Origin of the sequence: Streptomyces caniferus, from assembly GCF_009811555.1 — a bacterium.
Classification (GTDB): Bacteria; Actinomycetota; Actinomycetes; order Streptomycetales; family Streptomycetaceae; genus Streptomyces; species Streptomyces caniferus.
In genome coordinates this window covers 3,783,401-3,801,507 of sequence record NZ_BLIN01000005.1, presented here as the reverse complement: position 1 = coordinate 3,801,507, position 18,107 = coordinate 3,783,401, and the positions used below count along the sequence as shown (strand labels likewise).

13 protein-coding genes are annotated in these 18,107 nt (G+C 71.3%); 7 read left to right on the top strand and 6 right to left on the bottom strand.

Annotated elements, in window-relative coordinates; genetic code table 11:
• Window positions 1-25: 25 nt before the first annotated feature.
• The 5 genes from Scani_RS33130 to afsR all read right to left on the bottom strand — a co-directional run bounded on the left by Scani_RS33130 (window position 26) and on the right by afsR (window position 6,379).
• Window positions 26-628 carry a TIGR03086 family metal-binding protein gene (locus tag Scani_RS33130; protein WP_159481421.1) on the bottom strand — a complete coding sequence of 201 codons (603 nt, stop codon included), beginning with the start codon at window positions 626-628 and terminating at the stop codon, window positions 26-28.
• Window positions 629-794: 166 nt separating this feature from the next.
• Window positions 795-2,360, bottom strand: a complete 1,566-nt coding sequence (locus Scani_RS33125; RefSeq protein WP_159481420.1) for a class I adenylate-forming enzyme family protein — start codon at window positions 2,358-2,360, stop codon at window positions 795-797.
• Between the two features lie 162 nt (window positions 2,361-2,522).
• Window positions 2,523-2,717 carry a hypothetical protein gene (locus tag Scani_RS33120; protein ID WP_159481419.1) on the bottom strand — a complete coding sequence of 65 codons (195 nt, stop codon included), beginning with the start codon at window positions 2,715-2,717 and terminating at the stop codon, window positions 2,523-2,525.
• A gap of 204 nt (window positions 2,718-2,921) precedes the next feature.
• Window positions 2,922-3,224: a hypothetical protein gene (locus Scani_RS33115; RefSeq protein WP_159481418.1), complete on the bottom strand. Its 303-nt coding sequence runs from the start codon at window positions 3,222-3,224 to the stop codon at window positions 2,922-2,924.
• Window positions 3,225-3,436: 212 nt separating this feature from the next.
• Window positions 3,437-6,379, bottom strand: a complete 2,943-nt coding sequence (gene afsR / locus Scani_RS33110; RefSeq protein ID WP_159481417.1) for an SARP-family global regulator AfsR — start codon at window positions 6,377-6,379, stop codon at window positions 3,437-3,439.
• 356 nt (window positions 6,380-6,735) lie between these two features.
• Between afsR and Scani_RS33105 the strand changes: the two genes are divergently transcribed.
• The 7 genes from Scani_RS33105 (at window position 6,736) to Scani_RS33075 (ending at window position 16,823) form a co-directional block, all read left to right on the top strand.
• Complete coding sequence (locus Scani_RS33105) at window positions 6,736-7,962, top strand: amidohydrolase family protein (protein WP_159481416.1); 1,227 nt, start codon at window positions 6,736-6,738, stop codon at window positions 7,960-7,962.
• Window positions 7,963-8,245: 283 nt separating this feature from the next.
• Entirely contained in the window at window positions 8,246-9,214 is a 969-nt protein-coding gene (locus tag Scani_RS33100) for a TIGR03619 family F420-dependent LLM class oxidoreductase (protein ID WP_159481415.1), read from the top strand.
• Between the two features lie 131 nt (window positions 9,215-9,345).
• Entirely contained in the window at window positions 9,346-10,131 is a 786-nt protein-coding gene (locus tag Scani_RS33095; protein WP_159481414.1) for an SDR family NAD(P)-dependent oxidoreductase, read from the top strand.
• A 166-nt stretch (window positions 10,132-10,297) separates the two neighbouring features.
• Window positions 10,298-11,422 (top strand): LLM class flavin-dependent oxidoreductase, encoded by a 1,125-nt coding sequence (locus Scani_RS33090; protein WP_159481413.1) that lies wholly within the window; start codon window positions 10,298-10,300, stop codon window positions 11,420-11,422.
• A gap of 119 nt (window positions 11,423-11,541) precedes the next feature.
• Complete coding sequence (locus Scani_RS33085; RefSeq protein ID WP_159481412.1) at window positions 11,542-13,281, top strand: N-acyl-D-amino-acid deacylase family protein; 1,740 nt, start codon at window positions 11,542-11,544, stop codon at window positions 13,279-13,281.
• 157 nt (window positions 13,282-13,438) lie between these two features.
• Window positions 13,439-14,899, top strand: a complete 1,461-nt coding sequence (locus Scani_RS33080) for an aldehyde dehydrogenase family protein (protein ID WP_159481411.1) — start codon at window positions 13,439-13,441, stop codon at window positions 14,897-14,899.
• A 457-nt stretch (window positions 14,900-15,356) separates the two neighbouring features.
• Entirely contained in the window at window positions 15,357-16,823 is a 1,467-nt protein-coding gene (locus Scani_RS33075; RefSeq protein WP_443098672.1) for an APC family permease, read from the top strand.
• Between the two features lie 127 nt (window positions 16,824-16,950).
• Here the strand turns inward: Scani_RS33075 and Scani_RS33070 are convergent, their stop codons facing one another.
• Window positions 16,951-17,913, bottom strand: a complete 963-nt coding sequence (locus Scani_RS33070) for a quinone oxidoreductase family protein (RefSeq protein ID WP_159481409.1) — start codon at window positions 17,911-17,913, stop codon at window positions 16,951-16,953.
• Window positions 17,914-18,107 lie beyond the last annotated feature (194 nt).

Here is an 18,107-nt window from a genome sequence, read left to right as displayed (position 1 = left end):
CGTGGCGCGGGGACCGCCTACGCCGCTACGTCCCCTGCGTGCCCGGCGGCGCCCACTCCGGCCGGCGGCCGCTCAGCGCCACCACCTGGTCGAGAAGCGGTGCGTCCGCCGCCACAGCCACGGGCGGGCCGAACACCGGCAGGCGGTCCGGGCCCTCGGCAAGCGGCGCGAGCAGGGCGTACGACACCCCGAGGGCGGCTGCGTCCGGGGTGTACTCCTGGCCGGTGGCGCGCGCCAGGTCCCAGCCGTGCAGCACCAGCTCGTTGAGCGCGAACCGGCCCGCGACGGCGGCGGGCAGCGTCACCCCGCCCGCCTGGGTCTCGCCCTCCCAGGCCGCCGGCTCGTGCCAGGCCTCGGCCATCCCGCGGAGGTTCTGGTCCAGTTCGGCCCGCCAGCCGGGCTCCACGTCCGGCACCGCCGCATCCGGTGCCCCACTCGTCATCGGACCCAGATCCTTGCGCGCCGTGTGCTGGAACGCCGCGGCCAGGCCGACGAGGTGGCCCAGCAGATGGCGTACCGCGTAGGTCTCGCAGGGAGTGGGGGCGTCGAGCTGCTCGTCGGCGGTCCGCGCCGCGAGCTGCGACACCAGCCGGGCCTGCGCCGCAAAGTCGATCGTGTCATCGGTCATCGTCGGAGTCCTTCCGTCCTGCCGAGGCGTCCTGCCGGGGCGTCCTGTCCGGTCGCCCTGCCGGGGCGTCCCACCGCACGGGTGCGGCGCACCCCTGTGGCGACGCTCCCAGTGAAGACTCCGCCGGCCCCCGGAACTCATCGCCACACCGCCGCGGCGCCCCCGGCTACTCCGTATACCGCTCCCGCAGCACCGCCTTGAGCACCTTGTTCAGCGGCCCGCCGCGCGGCAGCTCGCCGACGGTCTCCAGCTGCTCCGGAAGCTTCTGCGTCATCAGCCCGGCCGACCGGAGATGCGCGGTCAGCCCGCCCAGGGTCAGCGCCGGCGCGGCCGGATCGGCGGGCGTGACCACCACGCACACCCGCTCGCCGCGCTCCCGGTCCGGCAGCCCTATCACCGCGGCCTCCGCCACCGCCGGATGGGTGTGCACCAGATCCTCGATCTCCCGCGCGGAGATGTTCTCGCCCTTGCGGATGATGATGTCCTTGATCCGCCCGGTCAGCACCAGATGCCCGTCGGGACGCAGATACCCCAGGTCACCGGTGCGGAAGGAGCCGTCGGCGGCGAATGCCCCGGAGGTCAGCGCCGGGTCCGTGTACCGGCGAAAGAGCATCGGCCCCTTGACCGTCACCTCGCCGGACTCCCCGGTGGCGGCCTCGCTCCCGTCCGGCCGCACGATCCTGATCTCCGCCCCCACCACCGGCTTGCCGACCGTCCGCGACAGCTGCTCCTCGCTGTCGTACGGCGTGCCCATCGTGATCATCGGGCACTCGGTCATGCCGTACCCGTGGACGATCGCGCACTCCAGCTCCCGCCCGGCGGCCGTGTACAGCTCCGGAGGCATCGGCGCCCCGCCGCCGGACAGCAGCCGCAGCGAGGGAATCAACCGCCCGGCCTGCGGCCGCCGCTGCCGGTGACGCCGCGACTCATCGAGAAACGCCTGGTAGAAGGCAGTGCTGCCGCCGGCCATCGTCACCCCGTGGCGCCGGTAGACGGCGGCCGCGCGGCCCGGCTCGAAGGAGTCCAGGATGACCGCGGGAAACCCGCTGACCAGCATGGCGATGACATAGTCCGGGCCGGCGATATGTGCGTACGGGAAGGCGATCGAGCCGATGTCGTCCGCGGACATCCCGAGCGCGGTGGCCAGCCCGACGCCGCCGGCGAGGAGCGTGGCGTCCATGTGCTCGACGCCCTTGGGGGAGGAGGTGGTGCCCGAGGTGTAGTAGATCCACCTGGTGCCGGCCTCCGCACCGGACCCGTCGTCCGCTCCGGCCACGGCCGGCAGCGCCCCCGGATCCCCCTCCGGCAGCCCCTCCGCCACCGGGACCACCCGCACCCCGTCCCCGGCGAGCCGATGCGCCATCGCGGTGTGGTCGAACCCCCGCCACTCGCCCGGTACGAGGACGAACTCCGCCGCCGACTCCGCCAGGATGAAGCCGACCTCGCGCTCCCGGTGGAGCGGAATCACCGGCGTCTGCACGGCCCCGAGCCTGGCCAGCGCCAGCGAGGCCACCACCGTCTCGATCCGCGTCGGCAATTGCCAGGCCACCCGGGTCCCCGCCCCGATCCCCAGCTCCCGGAACCCGGCCGCCACCCGCAGCGCCTGGTCGCGCACCCCGTCGAAGGTGACGCTCCGCCCGTCCCCGTCGTAGAACATCGGCGCCCCGCGCGAGGCCCGTGCTCGGTACTCGACCAGTTCCCAGAGCGTGTGGATACGGGCGGGTTCGAACACGGCGCCTCCTCGCGGGTCGCGGGTGGCGCGACTGTAGCACCAGCATCTGACGCTGCGTCAGATGTGTGCAGAGGCCCCTTGGCGGCGAATTCTGCTCCCGGCCGGTCCACGCCGGGTCAGGAGCGTCGGCCGGGAGCCATGGGGCGAGCCCGACCGGCTGGGTCAGGGAGTGTGGCTGTCGAGAGGTGCCACCGGTGCATGGTTGTCCATCGGTATCACCGGTGCGTGGTTGTCCGGAGCCACCAAGGCATGCGGCGGGACGGGCGCATGGTTGTCGGCAAGGGCGGGCGCGGCGGCGGCGCCGAACGCCGCGAGGGTGAGCGCGCCGACGGCGAGGGTCTTCTTCATGGAGGTCATATCAACTCCTGTAGAGAGGACGGAGCTTGTCGCTCGTGTCGTCAAAATAGCGGCAAATGCGGTCAGGTGTTCTGGCTTCTCGCCGACCGGCGGCAGCGCCCGAGCACAAAAGCCGCAGGGACCGGTGTCGATGGCTTCCCCTCCGAGCCATGGACACCGGCCCCTGCAATCCCCCGAACTGTTCCCCCGTTGGCTCAGGTGGTGCTAGTTGGGCTTGCCGATGGGCTGGTGACTGTCCATCGGCAGAATGCCCTCACCGGCAGCGGGCCGGCTGCCGCCCTTCGGCGCGACGCCCTGGCCGGGGCCCGGCTGGTGGCTGTCGTCGACGGTGGCGTTGACGCCGTTACCGGCAATGGGCTGGTGGCTGTCATTGGGCTTGATGACGTCGCGATCCCCCCGCGACGGCACCTGGGGCGTGCGATCCGTTCCGAGGACCGGCTGATGGCTGTCGAGGGGCTTGACAATGTCCCGATCCCTCGGACCCTGAGTCTGCTTCTCGGTGCTCATGACGATCAACTCCTGTGTGGGCGCTTTGTGCCCCGCCCGCCCGGCGACTCCCCCGAGGGCCTCCGGACGGGCGCGGCGCGGTCGCTCACTTTAACGGCGGCGACCTGGTCCCCGAGCCGCTTGCCCCCCGAGGCGGCGGTTCGGTTAAGAAGAGAGTGGACCTCGCCGATGAACGATCGATAAACGTCTGCTGCTGGGGCGCGGCGACGCCCCTACGCGACCACAGCGGGAGTCAAAAGCTGCTGGACAACGGCACTTTCCGGTAGTCCGAGACGCTCGAAGATGGTGAGCGCTTCCTGCCAGCACACGCGTGCGCGGCCGGTGTGCCCGATCTCGCTGAGGGCCCGCCCGAGCGTGGTGAGGGCGCTGGCCCGCCGGGACTCGCCACCGATGCCGCGCAGGGCGGCCAGCGCCTGTTCGGCGTGGTTGGCGGCGGCGGCCGGCCGCCGCGCCGCGAGGTCGACCTCGGCCATCCGGAAGTTGGTCATGCCCTCCCAGAACCGCTGGCGGCTGTCCTGGAAAATGGCCAGTGCGGCGGAGAGTTGCCCGGCCGCCTCGTCCAGCCGGTTGTCCTGGGTGTAGGCCAGAGCCAGGGCGTACATGCCGTTGGCGAGCCGTCGCGTGGCGCCCAACTCGCGGTAGATGGCGATCCCTTCCTCCGCCAGCTCTATCGCGCTGGCCACCCGGCCGGTGTCCAGATGGACCCGGGAGAGGTTGCACAGCGCGCTGGCCTCGGAACTGCGGTTGCCGTCGCTGCGGAAGGCCGTCAGGGCCTGCCCCAGATAGGCCTCCGCGTCGTTGTGCCGACGCTGGGCGTTGGCGATGATCCCGCGGTCGTTGGGGGCGTAGGACGAAGAGAAGGGGTCTTCGGCGGCGAGGCCGAGCAGCATGGCGGACTTGGCGTTCTCGTCCGCGTCGTTCAGCCGGCCCGAGAGCGTACGGGCATAGGCGAGCGCGGTGTGGACCCTCGCCTGCGCATGCTGCTCCCCGGCTTCCTGGGCGGCGGCCAGCAAGGAGACGCCGGCCTGCTCGTACTGGAGCGCATCGGCGCCGGACTCGGCCAGGTCCTTGGTGAGCAGCAGCAGGTCGGCGGCGCGCCGCAGCGTCGTGGGGCCCTCGCACTGGCGCGCGCAGGCCAGCAGGCATCCGGCCTCGCTGAACAGCCACTCCAGGGCGGTCGTGCGGCCGGTGAACTCCAGGCCCGGGAAAGCGGTGGCCTCCATGTGGTCGACGAGCCGGTCGCCGGGGCGTTCGAGGACGTACATGTTGGCGGCCGTTGCCGAGTAGAAGTCCAGCAGTCGCGACAGTGCCGCGTCCCGCTCGGACGGGGGGTGCTCATCGCGTTCGGCGCAGGCGCGTGCGTACAGCCGCACCAGGTCGTGGAAGCGGTAGCGCCCCGGTGCCGCGGACTCCAGCAGGGAGGTGTCCACGAGGGACTCCAGCAGCTCCTCGGCGTCGTCGAGGTCCAGATCGAGCATGGCTGCCGCCGCCGCGAGCGAGATGTCGGGCCCGTCGGCCAGGCCGAGCAGGCGGAAGGCGCGTGCCTGCTGGGGTTCCAGCTGGCCGTAACCCAGTTCGAAGGTGGCCTTGACGGCGAGATCGCCGGCCCGGAGCTCGTCCAGGCGGCGGCGCTCGTCGGCGAGCTTGCGCGCCAGGATGGACACCGTCCACGTACGCCGGGCGGCCAGCCGCGAGGCGGCGATCCGGATGGCCAGCGGCAGGAAGCCGCAGGCCCCGACGACGGCCATGGCGGCCTTCCGCTCCGAGGTGACGCGCTCCTCGCCGACGATGCGGGTGAAGAGGGAGAGCGCTTCCTCCGGGCTCATCACGTCGAGGTCGATGAGGTGCGCGCCCGCCAGGTCGTTCATGCGCGCACGGCTGGTGATCAGCGCGGCGCTGCCTTCCGTGCCGGGCAGGAGCGGGCGGACCTGGGAAGCGTCCCGGGCGTTGTCCAGGAGCGCCAGCACGCGCCGGCCGGCGAGGGTGGAGCGGTAGAGGGCCGAGCGTTCCGCCAGACCGTCGGGGATGGAGGCGTCCGGAGTGCCCAGGGCGCGCAGGAAGGCTCCGAGGACGGCCTCCGGCTGGGACGGGGTGTGGCCCGCGCCCTGCAGGTCGACGTAGAGCTGTCCGTCGGGGAAGTGTTCGCGGGCGGCGTGCGCGACATGGACGGCGAGGGTGGTCTTCCCGACGCCGCCGATGCCGGTGAGGGCCGAGACGGCCATGACGCTGCCCTCGGCGGTGGCGAGCTGATCGCCGAGCTCGGCGACGAAGGCGGCGCGTCCGGTGAAGTCCGCCACGGTGGCGGGCAGTTGCTGCGGCCGCACCACGGCGGGGCCGGCGGGATCCGCGTCGAAGCCGACGAGGACGGGTGCGTCGAGGTCCGGGTCCGCCCGGAGGATCCGCTGCTGGAGATCGGAGAGCGAGGCACGGGGATCGACGCCCAGCTCCTCGTCGAGCAGCTGGCGAGTGTCGGCGTAGACGGCGAGCGCCTCGGCCTGTCGTCCGCTGCGGTAGAGCGCCAGCATGAGGAGTTCGCGCAGCCGCTCGCGCAGCGGGTGGGCGGCGGTGAGGGCGGTCAGTTCGGAGACCGCCTCGGCGTGGCAGCCCACTTCCAGGCCGAGTTCGAGGCGGGTTTCCAGCAGGGTCAGGCGCCACTCGTCGAGACGTGTGCGCTGGGTGTCGACGTACGGGCCGGCGAGGCCGGCCAGCGGTTCGCCCTCCCACTGCGCCAATGCGGCGTCGAGGAGTTCGCGGGCGCGGCCGCGGTCGCCGGCGGCCTTGGCCTTTTCGGCCTCGGCCGCGTACTGCTCGGCACGGTCGTGGTCGAGGTCCAGCGGGCGCCCGTCCACCGACCGGAGCGCATAGCCGCCGGACTCGCTGACCAAGGCGTCGGCGTCGTCCCCCAGCGCCTTGCGGAGCCGTGAGGCGTACGTGCGCAGCGCGGCGAGCGCGGCGTGCGGCGGCTCGTCGCCCCACAGGGCGTCGACGAGCTCGGGTGCGGTGGCGGTGCGCCCGCCGCGCAGCAGCAGTGCGGCGAGCAACGCACGCTGTTGCGGGGAGCCCGCCGCCAGCGGCTTGTCACCACGCCAGGCCCGCACGGGACCGAGCACGGAGAAGCGGAGCCGCTCCCGCCCCTGCCCCGGACTGTCGTCCATGTGTCCACCTGCCCTGTGCCATCAGTTCGTACCGTTCGCATCGGTTCACCGTGCGCAACGGTCAGTCTGCCTTGTTGCAGCGTCTTCCGTCAGTAGGGGTCCGGAGCATCCACAAAGCCTCCTCGGGCGATCAGGAGGTGTATGCGCCGGCGTACGAGAAGGCGGCGCAGCTCCGATTCAGTGCGCCCCATGGCGGTAGTTGCCCCCTGCGCGCCCCGAATGCCCCCTGCGCGCCGTTCCACTCTCACCCACCCCGTCCCTCGACGCCACTGACTTCACGTCAGTCGTCCTCGACGCTCTCCGACAGGGTTCCGCGATTGCTGACGGATCGTCAGATCAGCGCTACCGTATCCGGCATGGAGACCTTCCCGAAGATCATCTCGGTGGACGACCACACGGTGGAGCCCCCTCATGTCTGGCGGGACCGGCTCCCGTCGAAGTACCGCGACATCGGCCCGCGCATCGTGCGGGCGCCGGTGCGGGAGATGACCTTCGTGGGAGGCAGATTCGCCCCGACGATGGGCGACGCCGGAGAGGACGGGCCGATAGCCGACTGGTGGGTCTACGAAGATCTGCGCCGGCCGCTGACCCGCCTCGACACCGCCGTCGGTTGCTCCCGCGACGACATCAAGCTCGAGGGCATCACCTACGAACAGATGCGCCCCGGCTCCTTCAGCGTCCCCGAACGGCTGGCCGACATGGACGTCAACCACGTCCAGTCCGCTCTCTGCTTCCCCACCTTCCCCCGCTTCTGCGGCCAGACCTTCACAGAGGCGAAGGACCGCGAACTGGGACTGCTGGGGGTGCGTGCGTACAACGACTGGATGGTGGAGGAGTGGTGCGGCCCGCAGGCGCAGGGCCGGCTGATCCCGCTGACCCTCGTCCCCCTGTGGGACGCGGAGCTGGCCGCCGCGGAGGTGCGGCGCAACGCGGCCCGCGGCGTGCGGGCGGTCTGCTTCAGCGAGATCCCGCCCCATCTGGGGCTGCCCAGCATCCACACCGACTACTGGGACCCCTTCCTGCGCGCCTGCGACGAGACCGGCACGGTCGTCGCCATGCACATCGGCTCCTCGTCGAAGATGCCGTCGACCTCCGCCGACGCCCCGGCCGCCGTCGGCTCGACGATCACCTTCGCCAACTGCTGTTTCTCGATGGTCGACTGGCTGATGAGCGGCAAGTTCGACCGCTTTCCCGACCTGAAAATCATGTACGCCGAGGGGCAGATCGGCTGGATCCCGTACATCCTCGAACGCGCGGACGTGGTCTGGGAGGAGAACCGCGGCTGGGGCGGCGTCGCCGACAAGGTCCTGCGCCCACCGTCCGAACTCTTCGCCGAGCACGTCTACGGCTGCTTCTTCGACGACGCCTTCGGCCTGAAGAACCTCGACGCGATCGGCGTGGGCAACGTCCTGTACGAGACGGACTACCCGCACTCGGACTCGACCTGGCCGAAGTCGCGCGAGGTGGGCGAGTCCCAGATGGGCCACCTGGCACCGGACGTGGTGGAACAGATCGTTCGGGGGAACGCGATTTCCCTGCTGGGGTTGACGGGGGAGGGGCTGTGGGCGGGGCCGGGGGCGTGAGGGCCGCGCCGTAGGCCGCCCCCTTTCTTCGCCGGGGTCGTGGAGTCGCCGAGGGCGCGCCCGACGAGGTGCGGTACGTCGGCGGCCCTCCGCGGGCGGGCCGGCGGCCTGCCCGAGCCGGTGGACGTCCTTCGGCGCAGGTGGCCTCAACGCCCCGCGATCCTGCGCCTCGCGCCGGCTCTTCGGCCCCTCCCTCTCGTACCCCTTGCCTGATGGCTTCCCAAGCACGACGATGTCCCGCGCACGTTAGGTGACGGACCGTCAGATGTGCTCGGGAGGGCGTATGGACAGCGCGTACGAGGCGGTGTGGCGGCCCGGTGCGGGGCGGCTGGCGTATGGGATGCAGCTTCCGGTGCAGGCGCAGAGCGCGCTGTTCGCGGAGGGGTGGGAGCCGGGGGCGGGGCCCGGGGACCTGGTGGCCGTCGCGCAGGCCGCCGACCGGCACGGGTTCGCGTACATCGCCTGCTGTGAACACATCGCGATTCCGCGGCGGCTGGCCGAGGCGATGAGCACCGTGTGGTACGACCCGGTCGCCACGCTGGCGCATCTGGCCGCCGTCACCGAGCGGGTGCGGCTGCTCAGCCATGTGGCGGTGGTGGGGCTCAAGCACCCGCTGGTCACGGCCAAGCAGTACGCGACGCTGGACCGGCTCTCCGGGGGGCGGCTGATCCTCGGGGTCGGGGCCGGGCATGTGCGGGAGGAGTTCGACGCGCTCGGGGTGGACTTCGAGCGGCGCGGGGCGGTGGTGGACGAGGTGGTCGATGCGCTGAAGGTGGCGCTGGGGCCCGAGGAGTTCCCCGAGTTCGCGGGGGAGCGGTTCACGTTCGAGGGGCTGGGGCAGGCGCCGCGGCCCGTGCAGACGCCGCGGCCGCCGATCTGGGTGGGCGGTTCCTCGCCCGCCGCCGTACGCCGGGCCGCGGTGCGCGGTGACGGGTGGCTGCCGCAGGGGGACCGGCGGGCGGAGTTGCCGGCGCAGATCGGGAAGCTGCGCAGGCTGCGCGAGGCGGCCGGTGTCGAAGAGCCCGCCGTGATCGGTGCCATCGCCGAGCCGCTGTACGTCGGCGAGCCGGGGTGGGAGGCCGGCCGGCGGACCCTGTCCGGGGCGCCGGAGCGGATCGCGGAGTCGTTGCGGGAGTACGGGGCGATGGGGGTGCACCAGATCCAGGTGCGGTTCCGCAGTCGCAGCCGTGACGAACTGACGGAGCAGATGTCGGCGTTCGGGTCGGATGTCGCGCCGTTGCTGAACGACTGAGCAGCTGGACGACTGAGCAGCTCAACGTCCGGGCGGATGCGGAGCCGCGGAGGGCGGGGCCCGGCGGCCGAGTGGCGGACGGCTGACGACCGCGGCGGCGAGGACGTACTCACCAGCAGAGGAGTGCAGGCATGGGCAAGCTCGACGGGCGGGTTGTCATCGTGACGGGTGCGGCGCGCGGGCAGGGTGAGCAGGAGGCGCGGCTGTTCGTCGCGGAGGGCGCGAAGGTCGTGCTCGGGGATGTGCTCGACGCGCAGGGCGAGGCGCTCGCCCAGGAGCTGGGGGAGGACCGGGCCCGCTTCGTGCACCTGGATGTGACGAAGGAGGCGGACTGGCAGGCGGCGGCCGTGGCCGCCAAGGACGCCTTCGGGATGATCGACGGGCTGGTCAACAACGCGGGGATCCTCCGCTTCAACGAGCTGGTGTCGACGCCGTTGGAGGAGTTCCAGCAGGTGGTGCAGGTCAATCAGGTCGGCTGCTTCCTCGGGATACGTACCGTGGCGCCGGAGATCGAGGCGGCGGGCGGCGGCACGATCGTCAACACCGCCTCGTACACGGCCCTGACGGGCATGGCCTTCGTCGGCGCCTATGCCGCGACCAAGCATGCGGTCCTCGGGCTCACCCGGGTGGCCGCGGTGGAGCTGGCGGCCAAGAAGATCCGGGTCAACGCGGTGTGCCCGGGGGCGGTGGACACCCCGATGACCAACCCGGCCGCGCTCGATCCGAGCGTCGATCCCGCCGAGTCGAAGCGGGCCGTGGACGAGCTCTACCGGAAGCTGGTGCCGCTGGGCCGGATCGGCCGGCCGGAGGAGGTCGCCAAGCTGGCGCTCTTCCTGTCGTGCGAGGACTCGTCGTACATCACCGGGCAGCCGTTCGTCGTCGACGGCGGGTGGCTGGCGGGGGTCAGCATCGGCTGACGGGCGGCGGCCGGTTGCCTGCCCGGCAGCCGGCCGGTCAGCCAGTCGGCCACCCGGCCCGTCAGCCATCCGGGCAGCGGCTATTGACGCTCCCCGCCCACGGTGGAACAGTCGGCACATCAAATCTGACGATGCGTCAGAAATAGCTCAGGGACGGTGAACCTCCTTGGAATTCGGGCTCTTTGTACAGGGATACGTGGGCAAGCGGGCCGAGACCGACCCGCTCGCGGAGCACAAGGCGCTGATGGAGGAGACCGAGTACGTCATCCAGGCGGACAAGTCCGGCTTCAAGTACGCCTGGGCGTCCGAGCACCACTTCCTGGAGGAGTACTCGCACCTCTCCGCCAACGACGTCTTCCTCGGCTACCTGGCCCATGCGACCGAGCGGATCCATCTGGGATCCGGGATCTTCAACCCCCTCGCCCAGGTCAACCACCCGGTGAAGGTCGCCGAGAAGGTCGCCATGCTCGACCATCTCAGCGAGGGCCGCTTCGAGTTCGGCAGCGGGCGGGGCGCCGGCAGCCACGAGATCCTGGGGTTCCTGCCGGGCATCACCGACATGAACCACACCAAGGAGATCTGGGAAGAGACCATCGCCGAGTTCCCGAAGATGTGGCTCCAGGAGGAGTACGTCGGGTTCCAGGGCAAGCACTGGCAACTGCCGCCCCGGAAGATCTTCCCCAAGCCGTACGGGGCCGCGCACCCGGCGATGTGGTACGCGGCCGGCTCGCCGTCCTCGTACGCCATGGCAGCGAAGAAGGGCCTGGGCGTCCTCGGGTTCAGCGTGCAGAAGGTCTCCGACATGGAGTGGGTGCTGGAGCAGTACAAGACGGCGATCCGGGAGGCCGAACCGGTCGGCGGCTTCGTCAACGACAACGTGATGGTGACGTCGACGGCCATCTGCGCCGAGACGCATGACAAGGCGGTCGAGATCGCGGTCAACGGAGGCCTCAACTACCTCCAGTCGCTGGTGTTCCGCTACCACGACACCTTCCCGCGGCCCGACGGCATCCCCCAGTGGCCCGAGCTGCTGCCCGACTACACCGCCGAGGTCATCGAGCTGCTGATTGCCGAGGAGCTGATGATCTGCGGCGATCCGGACGAGGTGCTCCAGCAGTGCAGACGCTGGGAGCAGGCCGGTGCCGACCAGCTCAGCTTCGGGCTGCCGATCGGGGTCTCGTACGAGGACACCATGAACACGCTCAAGCTCATCGGTGAACACGTGATCCCGAAGATCGACACCGACCCGGTGCACCGGACGACCCGGTTCCGTCAGGCCGCGGGCGGCTGACTCCGGCCGGGGCACGCCGCGGGCAACCGGTTCCTGCCGAGAAAAGCCGCGGGCCGCTGGTCCGGCCGGGAGAGGCCGCGGGCAGTTGGTCCCGCCGAGCGGAAGGGGGCGCACCGCCCATGCTCGACCACCTGATCAAGGGCGCGACCGTTGTGGACGGTACGGGCACGCCCTCGTACACCGCCGACGTCGGCATCCGCGACGGCCGTATCGCGGTCGTCGCCCCGCCCGGCACCGTCACCGAGGAGGCGAGGACCAGCGAGGACGCGACCGGGCGCGTCCTCGCCCCCGGTTTCGTCGATCCGCACACGCACTACGACGCGCAGTTGTTCTGGGACCCGTACGCCACCCCTTCGCTCAACCACGGCGTGACGACCGTGGCGGGCGGCAACTGCGGCTTCACCCTGGCGCCGCTGCACCCCGGGCGGCCCGCCGACGCCGACTACACCCGGCGGATGATGGCCAAGGTCGAGGGCATGTCCCTGGTGGCGCTCGAAGAGGGCGCGCCCTGGACCTGGAGCTCGTTCGGCGAGTACCTGGACGCGCTGGAGGGGCGGATCGCCGTCAACGCGGGGTTCATGGTGGGACATTGCGCGCTGCGCCGGTACGTCATGGGTGCGGACGCCGTGGGCGGGCAGCCGACGCCCGAGCAGCTGGACGAGATGCTGGCCCTCTTCCACGAGGCGATGGACGCCGGGGCCTGGGGCTTCTCGACCACCCAGTCCACCACCCACTCCGACGGTGACGGGCAGCCGGTCGCCTCCCGGCACGCCGCACCGGCGGAGCTGCTCGCACTGTCGCGGGCCGTCGCCGCACACGAGGGCACCCAGATCGAGGCGATCGTGGCGGGCTGTCTCGACCAGTTCGACGACGACGAGATCGAGCTGTTCGTGGCGATGAGCGCGGCGGCCGGGCGTCCGCTGAACTGGAACGTCCTGACGATCGACGCGGCGGTGCCCGAGCGGGTGCCGCGCCAGCTCGTCGCCAGTGAGCGGGCCCGGGAGGCCGGCGCCCGGATCGTGGCCCTGACGATGCCGATCCTCACGCCCATGAACATGTCCCTCGGCACCTTCTGCGCCCTGAACCTCATCCCCGGCTGGGGCGAGATCCTGGGCCTGCCGCTACCCGAGCGCATCGAGAAACTCCACGACCCCGACGTCCGGGCCGAGATGCTGCGGAGCGCCGGCAGCAAGGAGGCGGGCGTCTTCCGGCGGCTCACCGACTTCGGCCGGTATGTCATCGGGGACACCTACTCCCCGGCGAACGAGGGCCTGACCGGGCGCGTCGTCCAGGACATCGCGGCCGAGCGCGGTCTGGAACCCTTCGCCTGCCTCGTCGAGATCTGCGTCAACGACGGGCTGCGGACGGTGCTGTGGCCGATGCCCACCGACAACGACCCGGCCTCCTGGGCGCTGCGCGCCGAGACCTGGCAGCACGAGGACGTACTGCTGGGCGGCTCCGACGCGGGTGCCCATCTGGACCGGATGTGCGGTGCGCCGTACACGACGCGCTTCCTCGGCGACTGTCTGCGGGGCAGGAAGCTGATGGGTCTGGAGCAGGCGGTGAAGATGCTGACCGACGACCCCGCACAGCTCTTCGGCCTGCGCGAGCGCGGCCGCATCGAGGAGGGCTGGCACGCGGACCTGGTCCTCTTCGACCCGGAACGGATCGACGCGGGCAAGGCCACGCTCGTCCACGACCTGCCCGGCGACAGTCCCCGGCTGGACTCCCGGGCGATCGGCATCAACGCGGTGTGGGTCAACGGCGTCGAGACGATCCGCGAGGACGTGGTGACCGGCGCGGTGCCGGGGACGGTGCTGCGGTCGGGGCGGGACACGCGGACGGTGAGTACGAAGTGAGGGTGGTGGCGCGAGATGCGTATGGGAGGGCGCGGGCGGGGCGGGGCGCGTGCGGCCTCGTGCCTTTCCGGCCGCGCGGGTGCGACGTCGTCCTGGTGGGACGGGGCGCGCGCGGAGTCGGCCTCGCCGGACGGGGCATGGGGGAGGGGAGTGTCACGTGACGATCGTGGAGCGGCTGTTCATCGGCGGTGAGTGGGTCGAGCCCGACGGTGGTCGTTACGAGGTCATCGATCCGGCGACGGAGGCGGTCGTCGGACTCGCGCCCGAGGCGAGCCGGGCGCAGGTGTACGAGGCCGCGGCCACGGCGCGCGAGGCGTTCGAGGCCTGGTCCCGTACCTCGCCGCAGGAGCGCGCCGCGATCCTCGACCGGGCCGCGGAGGTGATGCAGCGCGACTTCGCGGCGCACGCCGAGCTGGCTCAGGCGGAGAGCGGCGCCACGACCGGGACCGCGCGCGGGATGCAGGTCGCGGTGGGGGTGGCGCGCTTCAGGCGGTATGCGAAGGGGGCGCTGGAGCCGGTCGAGCAGGGGCTGCCGCCGCAGATCAACGAGGCGGGGCCGATGGGGAGGGCGGCCGTGCTGGGCGCTCTCGCCGCACGCCGGCCCGTCGGCGTCGTCACCTGCATCACCTCGTACAACAACCCGTGGGCGAACCCGGCGGGCAAGATCGCCCCGGCCCTGGCGATGGGCAACACCGTCGTCGTGAAGCCCGCCCCGCAGGACCCGCTGTCGGTGTACCGGATGGTGGCGGCGCTGGCGGAGGCGGGGGCGCCGCCGGGGGTGGTGAACGTCGTGAGCGGCGCCTCCGCGGAGGTGGGCGAGGCGGCCGTGGACTCGCCGGACGTGGACATGGTCAGCTTCACGGGCTCGACCGCCGTCGGGCAGCGCATCGCCGAGGTGTGCGGACGCGGGATGAAACGCCAGCTCATGGAGCTGGGCGGCAAGGGCGCCGCGGTGGTCTTCGACGACGCGGACCTGGACTCGGCGGTGGCCGGCATCGGCACGACGTACTCCTTCTACAGCGGGCAGATCTGTACCGCACCGACGCGGGTGATCGTGCAGAGAGGGGTGTACGAGGAGCTGGTGACGCGGCTGACGCAGTACATCGGGCACCTCCGGGTCGGCGACCCGCGCGCGCAGGGAACGGTGGTCGGACCGGTGATCTCGGCCGCGCACCGCGACCGGGTCGAGTCGTATGTGGAGCTGGGCAGGAAGGAAGGCGCACGGGTCGTGGCGGGCGGTGCGCGGCCGTCCGCTCCGGAGCGCGGCTTCTATGTCGCGCCGACGCTGCTGGCCGACTGCACCGCCGACATGCGGGTGGTGCGGGAGGAGATCTTCGGTCCGGTGGTGGTCGTGGTGCCCTTCGACGAGGAGGACGAGGGGGTGGCCCTCGCCAACGACAGCGACTACGGGCTCATCGACTACGTGTGGTCCGGCGACAGCGCCCGCGCCTTCCGGGTGGCCCGGCAGCTGCGGGCCGGCGGGGTCGGCGTGAACACGGTCGGCCGGAACATGGAAGCGCCCTTCGGCGGCTTCAAGAAGAGCGGGGTCGGGCGGGACGTGGGCTCCTACGCGCTGCATGCGTACAGCGAGCTGCAGGCGATCGTCTGGGCGGGGTGAGGGGTGAGGGGTGAGGGGTGAGGGGTGAGGGGTGAGGGGTGAGGGCCTCGGGGGCGAGGGGCGAGGGAGTTGGGGGCCGAGGGGCGCGAGGGAGGCGAGGAGCCGAGGGCGGGGGCCGATGGGGGCGTCGTGTGGCGTTCGGAAGCCCGACGGGAAAATTTGGAACCGCCACAAAAGGGACAGTGCTGCGGTTCTCGCAATGTGAAAGATGTATGTCGAAACCATTGAGTCGAAGGTTGACGGTGGAATCCACTTTGGATTGCGCGGCATGAATGCCATGCTATCCATCGTGTTGAAGGCGTGACCCGCGGAGGATGATCTTCCGGATGCGGATACAGCAGCCCTTAACGTCCTGTTCATGGTTCAGGTCGACCCCCGCCCCCAGACCGGAGACACGGTAACGAGCGTCGGTGCCACCGGCAGTGACACCCGCAGCAAGGGCCTCAGCGGCAACTCCGTGGGCCTGCTCGGCAGCGCGGTCATCGGCATCTCGACCGTCGCACCCGTCTACTGCCTCACCTCGACGCTCGGCCCCACGGTCGGCGAGGTCGGGGTGCAGATGCCCGCGGTCTTCCTCGCGGGCTTCCTGCCGATGCTGCTGGTCGCCTTCGCCTACCGCGAGCTCAACAACGCGGTGCCGGACTGTGGCACCTCCTTCACCTGGACGGTCAAGGCCTTCGGCCCACGCGTCGGCTGGATGTGCGGCTGGGGGCTGGTGATCGCGACGATCATCGTGCTCTCCAACCTGGCCGGCGTCGCCACCTCGTTCTTCTATCTGCTGCTCGGCGAACTCACCGGCAGCCCGGCCGTCGCCGCCCTGGACGACAACAAGGCCGCCCACGTCCTGACCTGTCTGGTCTTCATCGCCGCCGCCACGGCCATCAGCTATCGCGGGATGACCGCCACCAAGGGTGTCCAGTACACCCTGGTCGGCCTGCAGCTCGCGGTGCTCGCCGTGTTCGTCGCGCTGGCCGTGATCAAGGCGCAGTCCGGTGACTTCGCCGGCTCCATCGACTTCTCCTGGACCTGGCTCGACCCGTTCGCCGTCCAGTCGTTCTCCGCCTTCACGGCCGGGCTGTCGCTGTCGATCTTCATGTTCTGGGGCTGGGACACCTGCCTCACGGTCAACGAGGAGACCGCCGGCAGCGCGAAGACGCCCGGCCGCGCCGCCCTGCTGGCCATGGTCGTGCTGATCGGCTCCTACCTGCTCACCGCTGTGGCCTCGCAGATGTTCTCCGGCGTCGGGGGGAAGGGCCTGGGCCTGGGCAACCCGGACACCGCCGACAACGTCTTCGCCGCCCTCGCCGACCCCGTCATGGGCACCGTGCTCGGCGTACTGCTCTTCGTCGCGGTCCTCGCCTCGGCCGCGGCCAGCTTGCAGACCACGTTCATCCCGGTGGCCCGTACGGTCCTGGCGATGAGCACCTACGAGGCGCTGCCGGCGTCCTTCGCCACGATCCACCCGCGCTTCCGCTCCCCGGGCAGGGCGACCATCGCGGCCGGCGTCGCCACCGGAGTCTTCTACTCCGTGATGAGCTTCCTCAGCGAGAACGTCCTCATCGACACCATCTATGCGCTCGGCCTCATGATCTGCTTCTACTACGCGATCACGGCTTTCGCCTGCGCCTGGTTCTTCCGCCGCGAGCTGCGGAAATCGGCCCGCGACCTGCTGTTCAAGGGGGTCTTCCCGGTCCTGGGCGGAGTCCTGCTCGCGGCCGTCTTCTTCAAGACCCTCATCGACATGTGGGATCCCGCCTACGGCTCGGGCAGTTCGGTCCTCGGTGTCGGCTCGGTCTTCGTCATCGGCGTCGGCCTGCTGGCCCTGGGCCTCGTGATCATGCTGGTGATGCAGCGCCGCAGCCCCGCCTTCTTCCGCGGCGGGGTGTTGACCCGGGCGACGCCGGCGTTGGTCGTGGAGGACTAGGCGGAGGACCAGGCGGGGACTAGGGGGACGAGCGGAGGAATGGCGGGGGCCCCTTAGGGGCGGAGGGTCCGCCGCAGGGGAGGCCGTCTCACGGGCGGAGGATGCGCCGCATGGGAGGCCGTTCGCCTCATGGGCGGAGTATCAGCTTTCCCTTCGTTCGGCGGGCGAGCAGGTCCTCATGTGCGTCGCGAGCCCGCGCGAGGTCGTACTCCGTGCCGACCAGGGGGCGCAGGCGTCCCCGCGCCGTGAGGTCGAGCAACTCCTCAAGGGCCGGCCCACCGGCTCCGTTCCGGGCGAGGAGTGGGATGAGCCAGAAACCGGCGACGCCGATGTTCTCCACCGCGAGGCGGCTCGGCGCGAGAGCCGAGGCGGCCTGCCGGGACGAGGAGCCGTAGGTGACCAGCCGACCGAGGTATCCGAGTGTGTCCAAGGCGGAGTCGAGGACCGGGCCACCGATGGCGTCCAGGATGATGTCGACCGGGCGTCCATGATTGGCGTCGAGGACCCGCTCCTTGTAGTCCTCCGCGTCGCCGTCGACGGCCGCGTCCGCGCCGAGTTCGAGGGCAAAGGCGCGCTTCTCCTCCGATGAGGCCGTGGCGATGACGCGTCCCGCCCCGAACTCCCGGGCCAGTTGGACGGCGAGACTGCCCGTCCCGCCCGCCGCGGCGTGGACCACGACGCTCTCGCCGGGGCGTATGCGGGCGACCGACCGCAGTACATGCCACGCCGTCAGCCCCTGTACCAGCAGGGCCAGTGCCTCGCCCGCGCTCACCCCGTCCGGTAACGCGACCAGGTCACGGTCGGGGACGACCGTCCTCGCCGCATAGCCGCCCTGCAGGACATAGCCGAGGACCCGTCGGCCGTCCGGGGTCCGGCCGACGACCTCCAGGCCGGGGATGCGCGGCAGCGGCCCCTTCGGCGCGTACGGACCGTCGGGCTGCTCGCCCGCGATCTGCTTGATGTCGCCGAAGTTGACGCCCGCGGCCTCCACCTCGACCAGCGTCTCGCCCGGCCCCGCCACCGGGTCCGGTACCTCGGCCTTCCGCAGGACCTCCGGTCCCCCGAACCGCTCGAACTGCATGGCACGCATGAGCGCCCGCCCCTCCCCGATGGATCATGATTCCCGGCAGCCGGCCGTGATCCCTGGCCACTGCCCATGTCTCTCAGCGACCGGCCCCGCTTCCCAGCGATCGCTCACGCCTCCCCGCCAAATTACGCGGCGCCCCGCCATCGCGGCGGGCGCCGGCGGGTTCTGCCCCTCGCCTGCCGGTCAGAGACCGATGA

What these genes read in the sequence shown, in the direction of transcription:
- Scani_RS33105 (WP_159481416.1), top strand. Translation starts at nt 6,736, where the DNA reads ATGGAGACCTTCCCGAAGATCATCTCGGTGGACGACCACACGGTGGAG.
- Scani_RS33070 (WP_159481409.1), bottom strand. Translation starts at nt 17,913, where the DNA reads ATGCGTGCCATGCAGTTCGAGCGGTTCGGGGGACCGGAGGTCCTGCGG.
- Scani_RS33085 (WP_159481412.1), top strand. Translation starts at nt 11,542, where the DNA reads ATGCTCGACCACCTGATCAAGGGCGCGACCGTTGTGGACGGTACGGGC.
- Scani_RS33100 (WP_159481415.1), top strand. Translation starts at nt 8,246, where the DNA reads ATGGACAGCGCGTACGAGGCGGTGTGGCGGCCCGGTGCGGGGCGGCTG.
- Scani_RS33115 (WP_159481418.1), bottom strand. Translation starts at nt 3,224, where the DNA reads ATGAGCACCGAGAAGCAGACTCAGGGTCCGAGGGATCGGGACATTGTC.
- Scani_RS33095 (WP_159481414.1), top strand. Translation starts at nt 9,346, where the DNA reads ATGGGCAAGCTCGACGGGCGGGTTGTCATCGTGACGGGTGCGGCGCGC.
- Scani_RS33130 (WP_159481421.1), bottom strand. Translation starts at nt 628, where the DNA reads ATGACCGATGACACGATCGACTTTGCGGCGCAGGCCCGGCTGGTGTCG.
- Scani_RS33120 (WP_159481419.1), bottom strand. Translation starts at nt 2,717, where the DNA reads ATGACCTCCATGAAGAAGACCCTCGCCGTCGGCGCGCTCACCCTCGCG.
- afsR (WP_159481417.1), bottom strand. Translation starts at nt 6,379, where the DNA reads ATGGACGACAGTCCGGGGCAGGGGCGGGAGCGGCTCCGCTTCTCCGTG.